Source organism: Streptomyces sp. NBC_01298, assembly GCF_035978755.1.
Classification (GTDB): Bacteria; Actinomycetota; Actinomycetes; order Streptomycetales; family Streptomycetaceae; genus Streptomyces.
The window spans coordinates 589789-608907 of sequence record NZ_CP108414.1; the positions used below are offsets into that span (position 1 = coordinate 589789).

At 76.0% G+C, this 19119-nt stretch carries 16 protein-coding genes; 11 read left to right on the forward strand and 5 right to left on the reverse strand.

Annotated features, from left to right (window positions below; translation table 11 throughout):
* Window positions 1–25: 25 nt before the first annotated feature.
* Entirely contained in the window at window positions 26–898 is an 873-nt protein-coding gene (locus OG730_RS02600) for a winged helix-turn-helix domain-containing protein (protein WP_327302578.1), read from the reverse strand.
* A 125-nt stretch (window positions 899–1023) separates the two neighbouring features.
* A complete protein-coding gene (locus tag OG730_RS02605) occupies window positions 1024–2763 on the reverse strand; it encodes an IucA/IucC family protein (protein ID WP_327302579.1) in 1740 nt (579 codons plus the stop codon).
* A gap of 118 nt (window positions 2764–2881) precedes the next feature.
* On the opposite strand from OG730_RS02605, the gene OG730_RS02610 reads away from it, so the two are divergent.
* From OG730_RS02610 to OG730_RS02625, 4 genes are all read left to right on the forward strand, one after another.
* Complete coding sequence (locus OG730_RS02610; RefSeq protein WP_327302580.1) at window positions 2882–4546, forward strand: IucA/IucC family protein; 1665 nt, start codon at window positions 2882–2884, stop codon at window positions 4544–4546.
* Window positions 4547–4577: 31 nt separating this feature from the next.
* Entirely contained in the window at window positions 4578–5234 is a 657-nt protein-coding gene (locus OG730_RS02615; RefSeq protein WP_327302581.1) for a class I SAM-dependent methyltransferase, read from the forward strand.
* 155 nt (window positions 5235–5389) lie between these two features.
* Window positions 5390–7045, forward strand: a complete 1656-nt coding sequence (locus OG730_RS02620; RefSeq protein ID WP_327302582.1) for an FAD-binding oxidoreductase — start codon at window positions 5390–5392, stop codon at window positions 7043–7045.
* 53 nt (window positions 7046–7098) lie between these two features.
* Window positions 7099–8031, forward strand: coding sequence for a S1 family serine peptidase (locus tag OG730_RS02625; protein WP_327302583.1), 933 nt, complete (start codon window positions 7099–7101; stop codon window positions 8029–8031).
* Here the strand turns inward: OG730_RS02625 and OG730_RS02630 are convergent.
* Entirely contained in the window at window positions 7985–8377 is a 393-nt protein-coding gene (locus OG730_RS02630) for a hypothetical protein (RefSeq protein ID WP_327302584.1), read from the reverse strand. The two genes, OG730_RS02625 and OG730_RS02630, sit on opposite strands and share 47 nt — an antisense overlap.
* 86 nt (window positions 8378–8463) lie before the next feature.
* Window positions 8464–9435, reverse strand: coding sequence for an AEC family transporter (locus OG730_RS02635; protein ID WP_327302585.1), 972 nt, complete (start codon window positions 9433–9435; stop codon window positions 8464–8466).
* Between the two features lie 170 nt (window positions 9436–9605).
* Between OG730_RS02635 and OG730_RS02640 the strand changes: the two genes are divergently transcribed.
* From OG730_RS02640 to OG730_RS02665, 6 genes are all read left to right on the forward strand, one after another.
* On the forward strand, window positions 9606–10658 hold the full coding sequence (locus OG730_RS02640; protein ID WP_327302586.1) for an MDR family NADP-dependent oxidoreductase: 1053 nt from the start codon (window positions 9606–9608) through the stop codon (window positions 10656–10658).
* A 32-nt stretch (window positions 10659–10690) separates the two neighbouring features.
* Window positions 10691–11101 (forward strand): MerR family transcriptional regulator, encoded by a 411-nt coding sequence (locus OG730_RS02645; protein ID WP_327302587.1) that lies wholly within the window; start codon window positions 10691–10693, stop codon window positions 11099–11101.
* 390 nt (window positions 11102–11491) lie between these two features.
* Window positions 11492–12829 carry a sensor histidine kinase gene (locus tag OG730_RS02650; RefSeq protein WP_442814806.1) on the forward strand — a complete coding sequence of 446 codons (1338 nt, stop codon included), beginning with the start codon at window positions 11492–11494 and terminating at the stop codon, window positions 12827–12829.
* Window positions 12826–13506 carry a response regulator gene (locus OG730_RS02655; RefSeq protein ID WP_327302589.1) on the forward strand — a complete coding sequence of 227 codons (681 nt, stop codon included), beginning with the start codon at window positions 12826–12828 and terminating at the stop codon, window positions 13504–13506. Before OG730_RS02650 ends, OG730_RS02655 begins: the two co-directional genes overlap by 4 nt.
* A gap of 178 nt (window positions 13507–13684) precedes the next feature.
* Window positions 13685–14728 (forward strand): alpha/beta hydrolase, encoded by a 1044-nt coding sequence (locus tag OG730_RS02660; RefSeq protein ID WP_327302590.1) that lies wholly within the window; start codon window positions 13685–13687, stop codon window positions 14726–14728.
* The gene (locus tag OG730_RS02665; RefSeq protein WP_327302591.1) at window positions 14725–15954 is read left to right on the forward strand and encodes an acyltransferase family protein; all 1230 of its coding nucleotides are present in this window, start codon (window positions 14725–14727) and stop codon (window positions 15952–15954) included. The genes OG730_RS02660 and OG730_RS02665 overlap by 4 nt, the downstream gene beginning before the upstream one ends.
* Before the next feature lie 100 nt (window positions 15955–16054).
* Here the strand turns inward: OG730_RS02665 and OG730_RS02670 are convergent, their stop codons facing one another.
* On the reverse strand, window positions 16055–16477 hold the full coding sequence (locus OG730_RS02670; protein ID WP_327302592.1) for a DUF350 domain-containing protein: 423 nt from the start codon (window positions 16475–16477) through the stop codon (window positions 16055–16057).
* A gap of 105 nt (window positions 16478–16582) precedes the next feature.
* Here OG730_RS02670 and OG730_RS02675 point away from each other — a divergent pair, with 105 nt between their 5' ends.
* Entirely contained in the window at window positions 16583–18604 is a 2022-nt protein-coding gene (locus OG730_RS02675) for a GNAT family N-acetyltransferase (protein WP_327302593.1), read from the forward strand.
* Window positions 18605–19119 lie beyond the last annotated feature (515 nt).

Sequence of the window (19119 nt, forward strand, 5' to 3'; positions counted from 1 at the left end):
TTCACCCCGCCCGCCGCGTCATCCGTTACGTCACCCGGAAGCCGATGGCGGCCGGGGACCGGTCGAAGGTCAGCCGGTCCCAGGTGGGGAAGGCGAGGTCGGTGACGGCGAGCAGCCGGCCGGAGGCGTCGTGCAGGGTGCGGCGTACGGTGAGGCCGCCGGGCTGGGACGCGGCCTGGGGCGAGTTGGTCCGGGTCATGGTGATGGTCTCGGCGACCCGGCCGGCCCGCGCGGCCCCCTCCAGCCAGTGGTGCAGGGGACCCAGGTCCTCGTCCCGGACGCCGGCCACCAGGCGGTCCCGGTAGCGGGCCAGCTCGGGGGTCCGTACGACGGTGCGGGGACAGAGGTACGTCACCGCGTGCCGCCGGGTCTGGCCCGTCGGGCCGCTCTCGCGGTGGTGATGGACCAGGGTCTGCTCCCCGCCCCGCATGCCGAGCTGGTCGGCGAGCGCCGGAGCCAGGGTGACGAGGGTGAGCCAGGCCTGGGCCTGACCCCCGGCGGGAGCCTGCGCGGGCGGGGCCACCGGGGCGGGGGCGGCCTGCGCCGCCGGGGCGGGGCCCGCGGTCGCGGCGCCCGCCTGGAGCGCCACCGGGAGCGCCACCGGGAGCGCCACCGGGGGCACCAGCGGGGGCGCAGCCGGGGGTTGCCGCTCCGCCGGCGGGAACGCCGGCCGGGTGCCCCGGCGCCCGGTGACGACCAGGCCGTCCTCCCTCAGGTACTGGAGGGCGGCCCTGATGGTCTGCCGGTTGACCTCGTAGCGGGCGGCGAGGCGTCGCTCGGAGGGAAGGCGGGCGCCGGGGGTGAGTGCGGTGAGGTCGATCTCGCGCCGCAACGCTGCGGCGATCCGCTGGTACTTGGGCATGGCGGCCGGGCCGCCGCCCCGCGAAGGGGAGGGCATGGCTTCTCCTCTGACGGGAGGTCAAGGACTGCGCGGTCTGCTCGACCAACGTAGCATTGGTCTATACCTGTCGGTGAGAGGGGATCCGCTATCCGGACCCTCTTTGGCCGGAACCGCACGCTCCCTCAGGACCGCAGCGGGTTGGGAAGCGGCAGGTAGCGGGAGTCCGCACCGTCGGCGCGGGTCCAGCGCAGCAGCAGGTTGGTCTTGGCCGGGAGGGTGGGGGCGGCCAGCAGGGCGGCGACCTCGGGCAGGTCGTGGGCCTCGCCGCAGCGTCGGAACTCCGCGCGGGCGGCGGGCCACAGGTCCCCGGCCGCCTCCGGATGGCTCTCCGCGAGCGCTCCCGCCACCTCGGTCAGGTGGTTGACCACCAGGCAGTAGACGAGGCGCTGCCAGGCGGCGTCCCGGTCCAGGTCCGGGAGGAGCTTCACGCCCTCCGCGTCCCGGAAGAGGGCCTGCGCGGGCACGCCCTGGGCATCGACGGCGACCAGGGTGTTCTGCAGGTGCGCCTCCAGGACCACGCCGTGCCGGGCGAAGAGGTGCAGCACGGGCGGCACCACCTGGCGCAGGTACGCCCGCCACCACTCGGCCGGGTCGGCGGTTCTCGCCAGCGGGCTGCCCGGGTACCCCTCCGCCAGCGCGGCCGCCAGCAAGGGGGTCAGCCCGGGCTCCGTGTGCGCCGCCAGGCCGTCGCGGACCAGGACGGCGAGCTCCTCGAAGGCGAAGGCGGCCGTCCGGTACCCCCGGTCGGGCAGCCAGGCCGCGACCGAACCGGACCGGCGCAGTTCCGCGAAGCCCGCCTCGACCGCGGCGTCCGTGCGGCGCAGTTTCAGCAGGTCGTGCCGCCACAGGCGGCGCACGTCGTTGGTGATCCGCACGTCGAGGCTGAACTTCACGAACAGATCGCGGGCCGCGCGGCTGCTGGTACCGGTCCCACTGCCGGTCTCGCTCACACCTCCGCCTCCGCCTCCGCCTCCGGTCCCGCTCCCGCTCCCGGTCCCGGTCCCGCCGGGAACGTAGAGGGTCCGGATCGAGGCGGTCGGCCAGACCGGCACCCGCCCCGTCCCCAGCGACAGCAGCCTCCCGTCCTCGAGGGCCTCGCGGACGGCGGGCCTGCCCACGACCAGGTCGAGCTGCCAGGGGTGGGCGGGCAGCAGCCGGTAGCCGGCCGGCGGGCGCGGTCCGCCGAGCGCCCGCGCCAGCGAGTCGATCGCGTCCGCCGCCGCAGGGCCCCCTTCCTCGGCCACCTGGTCCTCGCGCACGCCCAGGAAGGCCAGCGGGAAGCGGGCGTACGCCTCGGGGGCGTACGGCAGCCAGCCGTTGGCCGGCCCACCGCCGCGGGCCTTGGGGGCCGGGTGGTGGGGGTGCCCCATGACCAGCGACTGTTCCGACCGGACGTACGGGTCCGCCGGCGGCGGCGTGACCGCCCGGGCGGCCAGCAGCGCGGCGATGGTCGCGCGGCTGTCGGCGATCTCGACCGGGAGTTCGCCGTTGGACACCCCGGTGTACCGGCGCAGTTCGTCAGAGACGAGTTTGACCAGCTCGGTGTGGGTCAGCGGATGCCAGCCGGACCCGGTGCCCAACTCGGGCCGCTCGGGCCTGCGCCCGGAACGCACCCGCAGCAACCGCCCGCTGCCCGACAGCCGGTACGCGCACCAGCCGTCCTCCCCCGAAGCCCCGGAACCCACGGAACCCTCGGAGCCCGCGGACCCCCCTGCGGCTCCTGCCCCTGTGGCTCCTGCCCCGGCGGACCCGGTGAGCGGGACCGGTTCGGCGGCCTCCCGCAGGAGGCAGTTCAGGAGCGGGGCGGCCGCGAAGGTGTCGGCGGCGGCGTTGTCGGTGGCGTTGAGGTCCACGAATTCCATTCGGTCCAGCCGGAGCGCCGGAGGTGCGCGGGGCGTACCACCGGCCGTGATCTTCAGTATCCGCGATGATGAAGTGATCATCACGTCACCCGAGAGGACCGGGGCCCTGGATCCCAGCATGCACCTCCCCGCCCCCGCCGCCGAAGAGGCCGTGGCCGCCGCACTGGCCGCGACGGCCGAAACCGCCCCCGCCGGCCCGCCCGGCACGCCCGGCGCACGCCCCGGCCTCGGGGCGGCCTACGCCGCCGCACTCCCCGGCGCGCGCGCCGCCGTCCTCACCCGGCTCTGGCGGGCCTTCGCCTTCGAGCCGCTGCCCTGGATCACCCACCGGGAGCGTGGTTCCGGCGCGCTCGTGCTCCGGCTCGCCTCGGGTTCCCGGTTGGAAGGCCCCCTCCCCGACCCGTACGCGACGACCTTCTCCGCGGTCCGTACGAGCGCGCGACCCGTGACCGAGCTGCTGCTCGACGGGCGCCCCTACCGGCGGGCCGCCCCGCTCGTGGCGGCGCTCGGGCTGCCGTACGGGGAGGGGTTCGCCGCCGAACTCGACGAGAGCACGGCCTCCCTCGCCCTGTCCCGCGCCGGCCAGCCGGCCGATCCCGGGACCGGCGACATCCAGGGGCTCGCCGCCTGGGAGTGGGAGCAGCGGGTGGTGGACGGCCATCCGTACCACCCCAACTGCCGCTCCCGTCCCGGTTTCACGGTGTCCGAGCAGCTCGCGTACGCACCCGAGCACCGGCCGGTGGTCACCCTCGGGCTGGCCGTCGTACGGGCCCGCGAGTGCCAGGTGACAGGGGAGTGGCCGGACCGGTGGCGGGAGGCCGGGCGGATCCTCGTACCGGTCCACCCCTGGCAGGCCGCGCACGTGGTGAAACAGGGGCAGCCGGAAGGGATCGGACACGACGACGGGAACGGACAGGGGAACGGACACGGCGACGGGAACGGGAACGGACACGAGCTGCGGCCCGGGCCCGCCGCGCACCCGCTGATGGCCCTGCGCACCCTCTCCCCCGCCGGGGGCGGACCGCACGTCAAGACCGCCCTCAGCACCCGCCTCACCTCCTCCGTGCGTGACATCTCCGTCTACTCCATCGAGACGGCCGCCGCGGTCTCCGCCTTCGCCCAGAGCCTGTCCGAGCGGCTCGACGGCCGCCTGCACATCACCCGCACCCTGGGCGCCGTCACCGCGGGCGCCCCGGACCTGGCCGCCGTGCTCCGCGAGCCGCCCGAGGCGTACGCGGACCGGGGCGCGGGCGAGCGCGTCCTGCCCGTGGCCGCCCTGGCGCTGACCCCGTACGCGCGCTCCGACGCCTGGCGGGCCGGTTTCGCCCGCCTCGCGCTGTCGGTGTGCCTGCGGGTCCTGGACCTCGGAGTGGCCCTGGAGGCGCACGGCCAGAACCTCCTGGTCGTCCTGTCCGCCGACGGCGCCCCGCTGCGGCTCGTGTACCGGGACCTCGCCGACATCCGGATCAGCCCGGCCCGGCTGGCCCGCCACGGTCTGTCGGCGCCACCGCTGTCGGGGCGGCTGATCACCGACGACGTGACCCTGCTGCGCCGCAAGCTCTTCGGATCGCTGGTGGCGGGTGCGCTCGGCTCCACGGCCGGTTCGGCCGCCGCGCTCGCGGCGGACCTGGCGGCGGCCGGGCCCGGCCTGCCGTCCACCGCCGACACCCGGGCACTGCTGACGCAGCCGCTGCCGACCAAGGCGCTGACGCTGATGCGGCTGAGCCCGGGGGTGCCGGGCGACCAGTGGGCGGAGCTGGACAATCCGCTGACCCCGGCCTAGGCCGGGGCACGGGCGGCTACTGTCCGATGGCATGGGATCGACTTCGCACCTGAACTCCGTCCGGTCGTCCTACGACGCCGTCGCCGCCGACTACGCCGCACTGCTCACCCGGGAGCTGGAGGGCAAACCGCTGGACCGGGCGATGCTGGCCGCCTTCGCGGAGTACGTGCGCGGGGACGGGCCCGGCTCCGGCCGGGCGGTCGCGGACCTGGGCTGCGGCCCGGGCCGGGTGACCGCGCACCTGGACGGCCTGGGGGTACGGGCCTTCGGAGTCGACCTGTCGCCCGCGATGGTGGCCGTGGCCCGCCGGACGTATCCGGGGCTGCGGTTCGAGGTCGGTTCGATGGCCGCGCTGGACATCGCGGACGGGGTCCTCGGCGGGGTGCTCGCCTGGTACTCCACCGTCCACACGCCCCCGGCCGGGCTCCCCGCGCTGTTCGCCGAGTTCGCCCGGGTGCTGGCCCCCGGCGGGTACCTGCTGATCGCGTTCAAGGCGGGCGACCGGCAGCTCCGGCTGGACCACGCGTACGGCCATCCGGTCGACCTCGACGTGTACTGGACCCCGCCCGAGCTGATCAGCGAGCTGCTGGCGGGGGCGGGCCTGACCGAGACGGCCCGCCTGGTCCGGGAACCGGACGCCACCGAGAAGTCCCCGCAGGGCTTCCTGCTGGCCCGCCGGGCGGACTGACCGCGTACTGACCGCGTACTGACCGCGGGCGGAGCGCGGCGCGGCCGGGTCCGGACGGCGCCCCGGCCGCCCGCGCATGGGCCGTTCGGGGGGCAACCCGGCCCCCGTGGGCCCGCCTTCGCCCCGAACGGGCGGCGCGGTGGCAGGAAGGAGGGATGACCCTCCACCGCCGCCAGGTCCTCGCGGGAGCCGCCACGGGCGTCCTCGCCTCGATCGGCGCGACGGCCCCCGGCGCGAGGGCCCGTACGGCGCCCCAAACGGGGCCCCGCCGCGCGGACCCGGACTACGGGGCGCTGGCCCAGTCCCTCGACGGCCGGTTGGTGACACCGGGCGACCGGGACTACGACGAGGCCCGGCAGCTTTTCCAGCCCCGCTACGACGCGGTCCGGCCGGGCGCGGTGGCCTACCCCGCGCACCCGGGGGACGTGGCCGCCTGTCTGGACTTCGCCCGGCGCTCGGCCGTCCTCGTGGTGCCGCGCGGCGGCGGCCACGGCTACGCGGGCTGGTCCACCCGCGAAGCCGGACTCGTCATCGACACGGGCGCCATGGCGGAGGTGGCCCTGGATCCGGGGCCCGGGTCGGAGCCGGGGCCCGGGTCGGAGCCGGAGTCCGGGTCGGAGCCGGGCCCCGGGTCGGAGCCGGGCCCCGGGTCGGCGCCGGGGTCCGGGACCGGCGTCCGGATCGGCGCCGGCGCCCGGCTCGGGGACGTGAACTCCGTCCTCGCCGCACGGGGCCTGGCCGTCCCCACCGGCCTGTGCCCCTCCGTCGGCATCGCGGGTCTCACCCTCGGCGGCGGGCTGGGCCTGTCCTCCCGCTCCTGGGGCGCCACCTCCGACCGGCTCACCGGGATGACCGTCGTGACCCCCGACGGGACGGTCCGCGAGGTCGGGGCCGACCGCGAGCCCGAGCTCTTCTGGGCCCTGCGCGGCGGCGGTGGCGGCAACTTCGGGGTGGTCACCGAATTCCGCTTCCGTACGCACCCGGTCTCCGACTGCGCCTTCGCGGAACTGCGCTGGCCCGCCGACGGCTCCCCCGCCGTCCTGCGCGGCTGGCAGCGCTGGCTGGAGGCGCTGCCCGATCCGTTCTGGAGCCAGGTGGAATTCACCGTAGACGGCGGCCCGGTCGGCGCCCCGGCCGTGCGGGTGCTCTGCCTGGACGGCGGGCTCGCCGAGCTGGAACGGCAGCTGACCCGGCTGTCCGACCTGGTGGGCGGCCCGCCCCGGGACAGCTGGACCGTCGTGCGCGGCTACGGGGACACCGTCCGGGCGATGGCCGGCTGCCCGGACCGGAGCTCCGCCGCGTGCCGGCTGCCCGGCAGCCTGCCGGGCCACGATCCCCAGGGCCGGCTCGGCCGCGACTCCTACGCCGCCCGGTCCGATTTCTGGGCCCCGGACGGGCTCACCGAAGCGGCCGCGTCCGCCGTCCTGGCCGCCCTGCGGCGCTACGCCGGGAGCGTGCCGCGCGGCGGGTTCGGCGTGGTGCAGTTCGACGGGGTCTGCGGCGGGGCCCTCAACCGGATCCCGGCGCGGGCCACCGCCTTCGCGCACCGCTCGGCCGGGTTCCTCGCCCAGTACCTCGTCTACTGGCCCGGCGCGGCTCCGGCCGCCGACACCGTCCGGCACCAGGGCTGGCTCGACGGGCTCTGGCAGGACCTGCGGCCCTGGGCGGGCGGAGCCGCGTACCAGAACTACGCCGACCCGAAGCTGACCGGCTGGCGCGAGGCCTACTACGGGCCGAACCTGGCCCGCCTCGAAGAGGTCCGGCGCCGCTACGACCCGGACCGGCTGCTGCGCTTCCCCCAAGCCGTGTAGCCCTCCCTCCCGCGCCCTCGCCCTCCCTCCCATCCCCGAAGAAGGAGACGGACATGCGACGTACGTTGACGGTGGCGGCGGCCACCGCCGCCCTGCTGCTGCCCGGCGGACCCCTGCCCGAGGCCGAGGCCGGCACCGCCCCGGCCCAGGCCCCGGCTCCCGCCGTCGACCGCTGGTCGGCCCGGGAGGCGGAGACGTTCTGGACTCCGGACCGGATGGCGTCCGCGGTCCCGATCAGCCGGGGCGGCGCCCCGGCGGCGGTGGACGGGACCGGCCGGGACTTCGACGGCATCCCGGTCGTCGGCCGGATGTTCGTCATGAAGGGCGGCGGCGCGTACTTCTGCACCGCGAGCGTGGTCGCCTCCCCCGGCCGCGATCTGGTGCTCAGCGCGGCGCACTGCCTGCTCGGGACGGACGCCCGGCAGGTGGCCTTCGTACCGCAGTACACGGCCCAGAATCCCCAGCCGTACGGGATGTTCCCGGTCCTGCGGGACGCTGCGGGGCTCTCCAAGGTGTGGATCGACCCGCGCTACCGGAAGCTCGGCGCGGACAAGGGCGCCGCCCTCGACGTGGCCTTCGCCCAGGTCGGCCCGGACGCCGACGGCTTCCCCGTGGAGGACGTGGTGGGCGGGAACCGCCTGGTCACCGGCGCCGCGTACGCGCACCCGAAGGTCTCGCTGATCGGCTACCCGGCCTCCGCCGCCCGGCCGCGGCTGTGCGTGAACCGGACGACGAAGTTCACGAGCACCGATCCCGGGATCCCCGGATCGTTCCTGCGGATCGACTGCACGGGGTATCCGGGCGGCACCAGCGGCGGCCCGTTCCTGACCGCCTTCGACGAGCGGACCGAGACCGGCGACGTGGTCGGGGTGATCGGCGGCTGGAAGACGGGCGGGGACACCCCCGACACCTCCTACAGCTCCTACTTCGGCGCCGACATCAGGAAGTTGTACGAGCAGGCTCTTGCCGGGGCGCGGGTGGCGTGAGCACCCGCACCCGGCGGGTGCGGCGCGGGTTGCCCACCGTGCGCGGGGTCGCCGGCAGCCCCGCCGCGGTCAGCGCTTCGGCGGGCGCGAGGCCGAGCTGGCGGCGCAGGTCCGCGAGGGCGGTGTGCACGGGGCCGAGGATGACCTCGGCCCGCGGATGGGCGTACGCGAGGGCGTGCGCGGCCGTCTCGATGGCCTCGGCGGCGTCCTCGGCCGCGCCCCGGCTCCACCCGCCGGGGGCGGTGTGCCCCCAGGGCCCGAGGGCGTCGTAGAGGTGGCAGGCGGCATCGGCCACGGCGTCGGCCTGTTCACCGACGCCGGGCGCCGCGATCGTCGGGAGCTCCATACCCGCTCAACGAGCGGAGCCCGCCCGGGGAACGAAGGCCGCCCCGGGGCAGCGCAGGCCGCCGCGTCGCTCACCTGGACACCGGGTCACATGGACACCGCCTGCAGCCACAGCGGCAGCAGCAGGAGCGAGACCAGCGAACTCTTGATCACCACGGCGGCGGAGAGGTCCACGCCCACGTCGTAGCGCTGGGCGAAGATGAACAGGTTCTGGGGCGTCGGCATCGCGGCGATCAGCACGAGGTACGTGAGCCACTCGCCCCGGACCCCGAACAGGGCCCCGCACACCGCCCACGCGAGCAGCGGGAAGGCCAGGCACTTGAAGCCGATGAGCGCCAGCTCCTCGCGGGTGGTGCCCCGGACGTCGAGGCCGATTCCGCCGAGGTGGAGCCCGAGGGCGAAGAGGGCCACCGGTGAGGCGCTGTCGCCGACGAAGGCGGCCCCGTCGAGGACCACCGCGGGGACGTGTACGGAGAGCAGGTTGAGCAGGATCCCGGCGTTGCAGGCCAGCACCAGCGGGGTGACGAGCGAGGCCCTCACGGCGCGGGCCAGGCGGCGGGCGGGGCCGCCCGAGCCTGGTCCGGCACGGCCCAGTTCCATGATGGCGATGACGACGAGCGACAGGACGCAGACCTGGAAGAGCAGGACCGGGAAGATCGGCGCCGCCGTCCCGAAGAAGGTGATGAAGACGGGGACGGCGAAGTAGGCGGTGTTGACCTGGACCCCGGCCATCACGCGCAGCGCCACGGTCCGCGGGTCGCGCAGCCCGGCCGCCGCCGAGGCGGCGGCGACGGCCGCGACCGCGAGGGCGGCGGCCGCCGCGTAGCCGCCGATGGCCCGCCAGTCGAAGAGGGCGGCGAGGTCCGCGGCATAGATGTTGCCGAACAGGTAGCACGGCACCGCGAAGAGGAAGGCGTAGTCGGCGAAGGCCTTGGAGGCCTCCGCGGGGACCACCTTGCGGCGCGCGAGGAACACCCCCGCGCCGAAGGCCAGCGCCACCGGGATCAGCTTCTCCAGCGCGGCCGCCCCGCCCATGCGTACGTGCTCCCCGCTGTTCACCGACCAACCGACCATTCGTGCCGGGCGCAGTCTATGCCGGGCCGCCGCGGCGACCGGAGCGGGCTTGACCCTGACGTGCGGGTCAGGGTTTAGCGTCGGCGCACCCACCCGCCCCGGCCCGGTGGCGGCCGCCCGCGCCGCCGTCGGCCGCGCCCTGCCGAGGAGCCCCGATGGCCACGGACCTGCCCCGCACCGCACGCGAGATCCGGCTCGCCGCCCGCCCCGGAGGGCTGCCCGAGGAGGGGGACCTGGCCGTCGTCGAGGCACCGGTGCCGGAGCCCGGACCGGGCCGGGTGCTCGTGCGCAACCGCCACTTCCTGGTGTTCCCCGGGCTGATCACCCTGATGGGCGGTGCGGTTGAGGGGTTGCCGCTGCCCCCGCTGCGCGCCGGTGACACGCTGTTCGGTCCGGCCGTCGGCGAGGTGGTGGCCGCCCCGGCCGGCAGCCCGCTGCGGCCGGGGACGCTCGTCTCGCACCTGCTCGGCTGGCGGGAGTACGCCCTGGTGGACGCCGGCGACTGCGCCCCGCTGGACGACACGCTGCCCGACCCGGTGGCGTACCTCGCCCAGGGCTCGGCCCCGTACGGCGCGCTGACCCGGCTCGCCGGGGTCCGGCCCGGGGACACCGTCCTGGTCACCGGCGCGGCCGGCGCGGTCGGGACCCTCGCCGGCCAGACGGCGCGGCTGCTGGGCGCGGGCCGGGTGATCGGCACCACCGGCTCCCCGGAGAAGGCCGAACGGCTGGTGGCGGAGCTGGGCTACGACGCGGCCCTGCTGAGGGGTGGCGGGCGGTCCTTCGCCGAGCGGCTCGCCGGGGCGGCGCCCGGAGGGATCGACGTACTCGTGGACACGGTGGGCGGTGAGCAGTTGGCGGCGGCCCTCGGCGCAGCCCGGCAGGGCGCCCGCTTCGCACTGGTCGGCGCGCTCTCCGGCCAGTTGGCGCCGGGGCCGGCCGGGGGCGGGGCCGGGGCCGGGGGCGTCGCCCCGGTGGAGGTCGACTCGTTCCGCCTCGTCGTCCGGGGCGTCTCGGTGCGCGGGTACCTCGGTTCGGAGCATCCCGGCGTGGAAGAGGAGTGGACCGGCCGCTTCGGGGCCTGGCTGCGCTCCGGGGAGATCGGCTTCCCGCACGTACGGATCCCGGGCATCGAACGGGCTCCTCAGGCGTTGCGGGAGTTGACGGAGGGACGGCACTTCGGCGCCGTGGTGGTGGAATTGCCGGGGTAGGCCGGGTACGAACACGAGGGGGTCGGCACGGGATGCGGATCGGTGACGCCGCGGCGGCGGCGGGGACCACGCCGAGGGCGCTGCGGTTCTACGAACAGCGCGGACTGCTCGCCCCACAGGGCCGCAGCCCCTCCGGCCAGCGGGAGTACGGACCCGGGGACGTGGCCAGGATCCGGATCATCCGCGACCTGCTGGCCCACGGGTTCACCGTCGAGGACCTGCGCGGCGTGGCCGACCGGCTCCACCTGCTGGCGGCGGACCCGCCGCCGTCCTGCGGCTCCGGCGGCGGGGTCGTCGGCCACCGGCTCTCCGTCCTCGACGCGGAGATCGAGCGCCTCACCCGCCTGCGCGAGGCCCTGGCCCGCCGGGCGGGCGTCGCCGGCCCGACTGCCGCCCGCGCACCGCAGCCGGTGCCGGACCTGAAACGGGGGCCGAGGCCGTAGCCGGCACCGGAGTCAGGGCCGGGGTGCCGGACCCGAGGCGGGATCAGGGCCGGGGCCCGAGCCAGGGCCGGGGCCTGAACCAGGGCGAGGGCCAAGGCCGGGACGAGGCCCGGGGCCGGGGCCCGACCCAGGGCCAGGGCCAGGGCCCGAGCCAGGGCCAAGGCCGGGGCCCGAGCCGGGGGCGATGCCCTGCCCGGGCTGTCGGGGCCGGGCGGGGCGCGGTGTTCGGGGTCCGGGCGGGCCGCGGCCGCATACGCTGGGCCGATCATGAGCGAGCGCGCCCGATCCCGTTTCCGCACCCTCTTCCGAGCCCGGCCCGGATCCCGGTCCCCGGCCGGACCGCCGCATGGATCCGCGTCCGGGGCCCCGTCCGGGGATCGACCCGGATCGGTGCACGGGTTCTCCCCCGGGTCCCGGCCCGGATCGCCGCCCCGGTCCGGGCCGGTCGAACCGGGCTCTTCGCCCACCGCCCCGCGTGGGCAGTTCGCGGTGGCGCTGCGTACGCCGGCGCGGGCCGCCGAGCCGCTGCTCGCGCAGGCGCCCGCGGCCTGGCAGCGGGTGCTGCCGTACGCCGTGACCGCCGTGTGCGTGCTGACGCTGCTGCCGGTGACGATCGCGGTGCTGACCAACGACTACAAGGCGGGTGGCGGCTGGGCCGGGGCGCTGGGCGTGGCCCAGACCCTGCCGCTGCTGCTCGCGGTGACCCGGCCGCTGCCCGCGTGGGGGCTGGTGCTGACCGCCGATGTGGTGGGGGCCGCCGTACTGACCCAGGCCGACCGGGTGGCCGGGCACGCCTGGCCGTGGACCCCGATGGTGATCATCGGCTACCTGGTGCTGATGGCGTGCCTGGGGCTGCGCGAGTCCATCCGGACCCTGGTCGGGGTGTGGCTGGCGACCGGGGTGGCGGGGGCGGTGCTGTGGGGCTTCCGCCCGGACGGGACGACCAACACGGTCGCCCTGCTGTTCGTGCTGGCCGGGGTGGTGCTCGCGCTGACGGGGGCGCTGCGCGGGCTCGGCGACGCGCGCCAGAAGATCGCCGAGCAGGAGAGCATCAGCGAGGCCGAGCGGTCCCGTCGCACCCTGCTGGAGGAACGGGCCAGGATCGCGCGGGAGTTGCACGACGTGGTGGCCCACCACATGTCGGTGATCACGGTACAGGCGGACTCGGCGCCGTACCGGCTGCCCGGCATGGCGGAGCCGGTGAAGGAGGAGTTCGCGGCGATCGCTTCGAGCGCGCGGGAATCGCTGGGCGAGATGCGGCGGCTGCTGACGGTGCTGCGCGGCGACGAGGCGAACGGCGCCGACCGGACCCCGCAGCCGGGGATCGGCCGGTTGCAGCAACTGGTGGAGGCGACCGTACGGGCCGGGCAGCCGGTGGAGTTGGCGCTGGCCGCGGGCGCGGCCGGGGCGGCGCCGCCGGCCGTGGACCTGTCGGCGTACCGGATCGTCCAGGAGGCGCTGGCCAATGTGGTGCGGCACGCGCCGGGTGCCCCGACGCGGGTCTCGGTGACCTTCGACGAGGAGGAGGTCCTCGTCCTGGTGGTCAACGGCCCCGCGCGGGACGTGGTGATGGCGGTGGAGACCTCGGGCACCGGGCACGGGCTGGTGGGGATGCGGGAGCGCGTACGGTTGACGGGCGGGACGCTGGACACCGGTCCGCTGCCCGACGGCGGCTTCCGGGTCGCCGCCCGCATGCCCATCGACACCGCTTCCGAGGACCCAAGTTGACCATCCGCGTGATCATCGTCGACGACCAGGCCATGGTGCGGGCGGGTTTCGCCGCGCTCCTGTCGGCGCAGGCCGACATCGACGTGGTGGGCGAGGCGCCCGACGGGCGCCAGGGGATCCAGGTCTCCCGGACCGTCCACCCCGACGTGGTGCTGATGGACGTCCGGATGCCGGAGATGGACGGGCTCAGCGCCGCCCGCGAGCTCCTCGATCCCCCGCCGGGGGTGGTGCACCGGCCGAAGGTGCTGATGCTGACCACCTTCGACATCGACGACTACGTGTACGAGGCCCTGCGCGCGGGGGCCTCCGGCTTCTTGCTGAAGGACGCCCCGCCGGCGGATCTGATCGCGGCGGTACGGGTGGTCGCCTCGGGCGAGGCGCTGCTCGCCCCGTCGGTGACCCGGCGGCTGATCGCGGACTTCGTCGAGCGGCGGCCGGTGCCGCGCCGCGATCCCGCGCTGCGGCTGAACGGGCTGACCCCGCGGGAGACCGAGGTGCTGGAGCTGATCGCGCGCGGGTTGTCGAACCAGGAGATCGCCGGCCATCTGGTGGTCGCCGAGCAGACGGTCAAGACGCACATCGGCCGGGTGCTGGGGAAGCTGGACCTGCGGGACAGGGCCCAGGCCGTGATCTTCGCCTACGAGGCGGGGCTGGTGCGGCCGGGCGACGGCGGCTGAACCCGACCGCGACCGGACCCGACGGCGACCGACCCCGACGGCAGCCGAACCCCGTCCGGCCGTCGCGTCTCCTCCACCCCCTACCGGGGTATGACATCCGACTTGGCTCCACGGTGCGACGCCCGCCGCGGTACCTCCTTCTTACCTTCCTCCTCGTCACGAGGAGAGGAGAAGGGGCATGCGCCGCTTCGCAAGGACCCTGGTCACGGCCGCGCTGGCGGCGGCCGTCGTCGCCGGCACCGCGGGATGGGCCGCCGCGGACGCCCAGACGGCGGTCACCGGCCCGCCGCCGGGCACCGCCGCCTGGCGGGCCGACACCGTGTCCGGGCGGCCGCTGCCGGATCCGGCGCGGGCGGCGCCGGCCGAGGTCGCGCGGTTCTTCGCCGGGCTGGACGCGTCCCGGGCCCGGGAGCTCGTACGGGCCCACCCGCTGGTGGTCGGCAATCTGGACGGGGCTCCGCTCCCCCTCAGGTACGAGGCCAACCGGCTCGCGGTGACGGCGACCGGCGAGCCCCGCTTCGCCTCGCTGGCCGCGCCCGGCCGGCAGATCCTGGCCTTCGACCCGCGCGGACGGGGCACCGTCGCCGAGGTGTTCGGGGACCTGGAGCGGACCGTGCACGTGGCGGTGATCGTGCCGGGCTCGGACAACGACGCCACCACCTACGACCGTGCCCGGGCGGCGCACACCGGCCCGGCGGGCATGGCCGGCTCCCTGCGGTCGGAGACCGGGGAGACGGCCGCCGTCATCGCGTGGACCGGCTACACCACCCCCGTCGGGGTGGGGCTGGACACGGCCCGGGGGCGGCTGGCCCAGGCGGGCGCGGTCCGCCTCGCCCGGTTCACCGAGGGGCTCGACGCGGTCGGCGCACCCGACCCGGTGCTGTTCTGCCACAGCTACGGCTCGGTGGTCTGCGGGCTGGCGGCCCGGCACACGGACGCCACCGACATCGTCGCCTTCGGCTCCCCCGGGATGCGGGCCGGCAGCGTCGGGGGGCTCGGTACCGGCGCCCGCGTCTGGGCCGCGCGCGGGCCCTCCGACTGGATCGCCGACGTGCCCAACGTGGAGTTCGCGGGGCTCGGCCACGGCGCCGATCCCACCTCGGCGGCCTTCGGTGCCCGCCGGATCGACGCCGCCGACGTGGCGGGCCACACCGGCTACTTCACCCCCGGCACCCGGTCCCTGAAGGCCTTCGCCGCCATCGCGACGGGAGCGGCCCGATGAGCGCGCCCTCCGTCCTCACCAGGGCGCGGACGGCCGCCGGCCGGATCGACGCGAAGACGCCCGCCCACCGGGACCGGGCGATCGACGGACTGCGGGCACTGGCCCTGCTGGCCGTTCCGACCGGGCACTGGCTGCTCGGCGGGTTCACCCTCGACTCCGAGGGTGCCCTGCACAACGCGAGCCCCCTCTCCGCCTTCGGCGGCCTGGCCCCGGCCAGTTGGGTGCTGCAGATGCTCGGCGTCTTCTTCCTGGTCGGCGGCTACGCCTCGGCGCTCTCCTTCCGGCGGCACACCGGATCGGCCGGGGCCTGGCTGAAGGGCCGGGTGGCCCGGCTGGGGCGGCCGGTGCTCGGGGTCACCGCGGTGTGGGCGCTGGCCGCGCCCGTGCTGTACGCGGCCGGGGTGCCGGAGGCCACCTTGCGGACCGGGGCGAAGCTGGTGATCCAGCCGCTGTGGTTCGTCGGGGTGTACGTGGTGGTCACCGCGCTGACCCCGTACTGCGTGCGCGCCGCGCGGCGGTTCGGCGGCTGGGCGGCGGCCCCGCTGCTCGCCTCGGTCGCCGTCGTGGACTTCCTGCGCTACGGGCCCTTCGCGGACTCGGTGCCCGGATGGGTGGCCCTGCTGAACATCCTGCCGGGCTGGCTGTTCGCGTACCAGCTCGGCGTGGACTGGGGCGAGGGCCGGATCGGGCGGCGCGGCGGATGGCTGCTGCTCGCGGGCGGGAGCGTGTTGTTCGCGGCCCTGCTGATGGTCTTCCACTACCCGGCGTCGATGGTCGGCGTGCCCGGCGAGGCCCGGACCAACTCGCATCCGCCGTCGCTGCTGGTCCTGGCCCTGGCCGCGGCCCAGTCGGGTGCGGCGGTCCTGCTGCGGGACCGGCTGGCGCGGCTGCTGTCCCGGCCGCTGCTGTGGGCTCCGGTGGTCGTGATCAACCTGTGCGCGATGACGATCCTGTGCTGGCACCAGACGGCGATGCTGGCGGCCGCCGTACCGGGGTCGTTCGCGGGCGCTCTGGCCGGGCTGACGACGGCGCCGGACAGTGTGGGGTGGATCGTGGCGCGGCTGGCGTGGATGCCGGTGTTCGCTGCCCTGCTGGTGGGCATCGCCCGGTACGCACGCCTGTTCGAGCGGCCGAAGGCAGGCCTGACGCGGGCCACGGCGGTGCGCGGGACCGTGGCGGGCCTGCTGGCGGCCGGATTCGCGGTGTTCGCGCTGGGTCTGGCGTAGGGCCGCGGCCGGAGCACCCGTACGACCGGAGCACCCGTACGAAACGAGAGCGCCGCTTCCCTCGGGGAGCGGCGCTCTCGTGCGTTCTCGGTGCGCGCGGTCAGGCGATGGAGGCGGCGACGATCGCGGCGACCGCGAGGTTGCAGGAGGCCGTCACCCACACGGCGGGGTGCGGCTCGGGGTCGACCACGATGGCCCCGAGCTTGCCCGGGGTCACCAGGTCCAGCAGCAGGAAGGCCACGGCCATCAGGACCAGGCCGAGGACGCCGAACACCGCCGTGGACAGCAGGCCCTTGCCGAAGTCCTCGTAGGTGGTCCAGATCGAGGTGAAGACGATGCCGCCGATGCCGAGCAGCGCCGACGAGAGCATCACGGAGGCGTTCCGGTTGCGCTCTTCCCAGATCTGCTTCGGCAGTTTGCCGGGGGTCAGCACGTCCACCAGGACGATGCCGAGGATGAGCAGCACCAGGCCGACGCCGCCGAAAGCGGTGGTGCGGCCAAGTCCGTTGATGATGTCGCTCATTGGGAAGCCGTCTCCGGGGTGGGGTAGGAAGTACGTCGCGTGCCTGTCGGCGCGGTGGCCGAATCTATCGCACCGCATGGCACCCGACCATGGGGAGGTCAGGAAATGGCAAAGCTCAGGGCCGCGCGGGCCGGGGAGGCCGCGGAGCTGACGGAGCTGGTCATGCGCTCCAAGGCCCACTGGGGGTACGGGGCGCGGTTCCTCGCGGCGTGCGCGCCGGAGTTGCGGATCGGGGTCGGGGACGAGGTGCGTCGGCGGATCGTGGTCGCCGAGGGCCCGGCCGGGGCCGCCGGGTCGCGCTCCGGCGACGGCCCGGCCGCCGTGCTCGGACTCGCCTCCCTCGACGGGGAGCCGCCGTTCGGGCGGCTGGGGCTGCTCTTCGTCGAACCGGCCGCCATCGGCGGGGGCCTGGGGCGCCTGCTGTACCGGGACGTCCTGCGGCGCGCCGCCGGGCTCGGCTTCCGCCGGCTGCTGATCGACGCCGATCCGCACGCCGCGGGGTTCTACCGGGCGATGGGCGCGGTGGCCCCGGGGCCGGTGCCGGCGGCCGACCCGGGGGCCGCCCCGGGGGCGGAGGCATCCGGCGGCGGGCTGGTGCGGTTCGAGGTGGCGCCCGTGGCCCTGGCCGGCTGGGCGCGGGCCTGGACCGGCGGCGGGTCGGCCGTGCACGTGGGCAACGTCGCCGAGTACAACGCGCAGTTCGCGGACGCCTCCCTGGACCGGGAGCAGCGGGCCGCCCACCACTACGCCTGCCTGGCCGCCTTCTACAGTCCGCGGCCGGCCGCGCTGGTGCTGCCGCGCGCGGTGCCGCCGGGCTGGATCTCCCTGCTCGGCCGGCAACTGGACTGGCCCGCGGGGGTCGAGGTGTACGACGGGCTCGCGGAGCGGGATCCGGCCCTGTCGGACGCCGTACGGGCCCGGCCGGCGCTGGCGGCACGGCTGACCGGCGCCGGGATCGGGACCGGGATGGGGACCGAGACCGGGCCCGGGCCCGGGAGCGGAACCGGGACCGGCGCACGCCTCGTACCGTGGGGCCTGACCGCCCCCTTCGCGCGGCTGGCGGGGCAGGGCTGGCGGCCGGACGAGCTGCGGTACGAGTCGAAGTCGGCGGCGCACGGGCTGTTCGGGCGGATCCTCGCGGCGGGCGGGCATCCCGCGATCACGCTGCCCGCACAGTGGCGTGCGGACACCCGCAGGTCCGCGGTCCGGCTGCTGGCGGCCCGGACCCGGGCGGGGAAGAGCACCGTCCTCAAATCGGAGCACGGCGTGGGCGGCTCGGGCACCACGGTGCTGACCCCCGAGCGGGTCCGCGCGGCGGGCGGGGCCCGGGCCGTGCTCCGGGCCCTGCCGCGCGGGCCGCTGCTCGTGGAGGAGTACGTACGCGGACCGGCGGATCCGGCCGAGCCGCGCGACCTCACCTACGACGGGTTCGTGGACGCGGCCGGCCGGGTCCACGAGGTCGGCGGGGCGGTGATGGACGTGGCGGACGGCGGGTACCGCGGCGCGACGGTGGGGCCGGGGGTGGTCCCCGCGTGGGCGGAGGAACCCCTGCTGGCCTTCGGGCGGGCGGTGGGCCGGGAACTGTCTGCGGCGGGCTACCGGGGCTGGTTCGACGTGGACTTCGTCGCCGACGGCGCGGGACGGCTCGCCCCCACGGAGACGAACCTGCGCCTGACCGGGCCGTCGGTCGCCTTCGTGGTGGCGGCCCGGCTCGACGAACTGCGGGGCGCCGGGCACTTCGTCAGGATCGCCGACCGGGTGGAGCTGGGCGCCCGGCTGCCGGAAGCGGCCTTCGACGAGCTGTGCGGGCGGCTGTCCCGCCGGTGCGCGCGGATCGGCGCGGTGTTCCTCCCCGCCATCCCCACCGGCGCCTTCGAACCGGCGCCCTGGATGGGCGCCCTGGTGGCCGCGACCGGCAGGGAGCTGCTGGACGCGGCCGAGCGGCTGGTGCGGGAGGAGGCACGGTCCGTCGGGGCGATGTTCGAGCAGGCTCCCGGTGCTCAGCCGGCCGACGCGTCGGTGGCCCGGTCCGCGCCCCGGGCCGACGCCTGCGCCGGAACCGACCCCGATACCGGTGCCGAGTCCGGTTTCACGTCGAAGGCGCTGAGCGGCGGACGGGACGCGTAGACGGCCACGATCGCGGCGGCGATCATCAGCGGAATGTTGAAGGCGTAGACGAGCGCGGCCTGTCGGGGCCAGTCCTGCTTGGCCGCGAGCCGGTAGAAGTTGTCCTGCGGCCACCAGGCGGCCAGCAGGTAGACGATCGCCAGATGGGCGGCCGCGGTGATGCGGGGGCCGCGGCGCCCGTGGCGGCGCATCCGCGACCGGCCGGCGAACAGGAACCACAGGCCGGCCGCGAACGCCCAGCACTCGCACATGTAGAGGAGGAAGAAGAGCGTGGCGTACGGGTTCGGGACGCCGTGGAGGTCCGTCGAACCGGGCCAGAAGATCAAGGTGAGGATCATGGTGAAGCCCGCCACCAGGACCAGCCCCACCACCATGAAGAAGATGAGGTTGGCCCATCCCGCGATATTGGGCCCCGAGTCCCTCCACACGTACCTGCGGCCGTACTTGGCGCCGTACTTCCCGCTCCCGCCCCCGCGGGGATCCTCCCCGTCGCCCTCGCCCGCGCCCCGCCCCGG

What these genes read in the sequence shown, in the direction of transcription:
- OG730_RS02615 (WP_327302581.1), top strand. Translation starts at nt 4,578, where the DNA reads ATGGGATCGACTTCGCACCTGAACTCCGTCCGGTCGTCCTACGACGCC.
- OG730_RS02600 (WP_327302578.1), bottom strand. Translation starts at nt 898, where the DNA reads ATGCCCTCCCCTTCGCGGGGCGGCGGCCCGGCCGCCATGCCCAAGTAC.
- OG730_RS02665 (WP_327302591.1), top strand. Translation starts at nt 14,725, where the DNA reads ATGAGCGCGCCCTCCGTCCTCACCAGGGCGCGGACGGCCGCCGGCCGG.
- OG730_RS02630 (WP_327302584.1), bottom strand. Translation starts at nt 8,377, where the DNA reads ATGGAGCTCCCGACGATCGCGGCGCCCGGCGTCGGTGAACAGGCCGAC.
- OG730_RS02640 (WP_327302586.1), top strand. Translation starts at nt 9,606, where the DNA reads ATGGCCACGGACCTGCCCCGCACCGCACGCGAGATCCGGCTCGCCGCC.
- OG730_RS02670 (WP_327302592.1), bottom strand. Translation starts at nt 16,477, where the DNA reads ATGAGCGACATCATCAACGGACTTGGCCGCACCACCGCTTTCGGCGGC.
- OG730_RS02610 (WP_327302580.1), top strand. Translation starts at nt 2,882, where the DNA reads ATGCACCTCCCCGCCCCCGCCGCCGAAGAGGCCGTGGCCGCCGCACTG.
- OG730_RS02660 (WP_327302590.1), top strand. Translation starts at nt 13,685, where the DNA reads ATGCGCCGCTTCGCAAGGACCCTGGTCACGGCCGCGCTGGCGGCGGCC.
- OG730_RS02625 (WP_327302583.1), top strand. Translation starts at nt 7,099, where the DNA reads ATGCGACGTACGTTGACGGTGGCGGCGGCCACCGCCGCCCTGCTGCTG.
- OG730_RS02620 (WP_327302582.1), top strand. Translation starts at nt 5,390, where the DNA reads ATGACCCTCCACCGCCGCCAGGTCCTCGCGGGAGCCGCCACGGGCGTC.
- OG730_RS02675 (WP_327302593.1), top strand. Translation starts at nt 16,583, where the DNA reads ATGGCAAAGCTCAGGGCCGCGCGGGCCGGGGAGGCCGCGGAGCTGACG.
- OG730_RS02605 (WP_327302579.1), bottom strand. Translation starts at nt 2,763, where the DNA reads ATGGAATTCGTGGACCTCAACGCCACCGACAACGCCGCCGCCGACACC.
- OG730_RS02645 (WP_327302587.1), top strand. Translation starts at nt 10,691, where the DNA reads ATGCGGATCGGTGACGCCGCGGCGGCGGCGGGGACCACGCCGAGGGCG.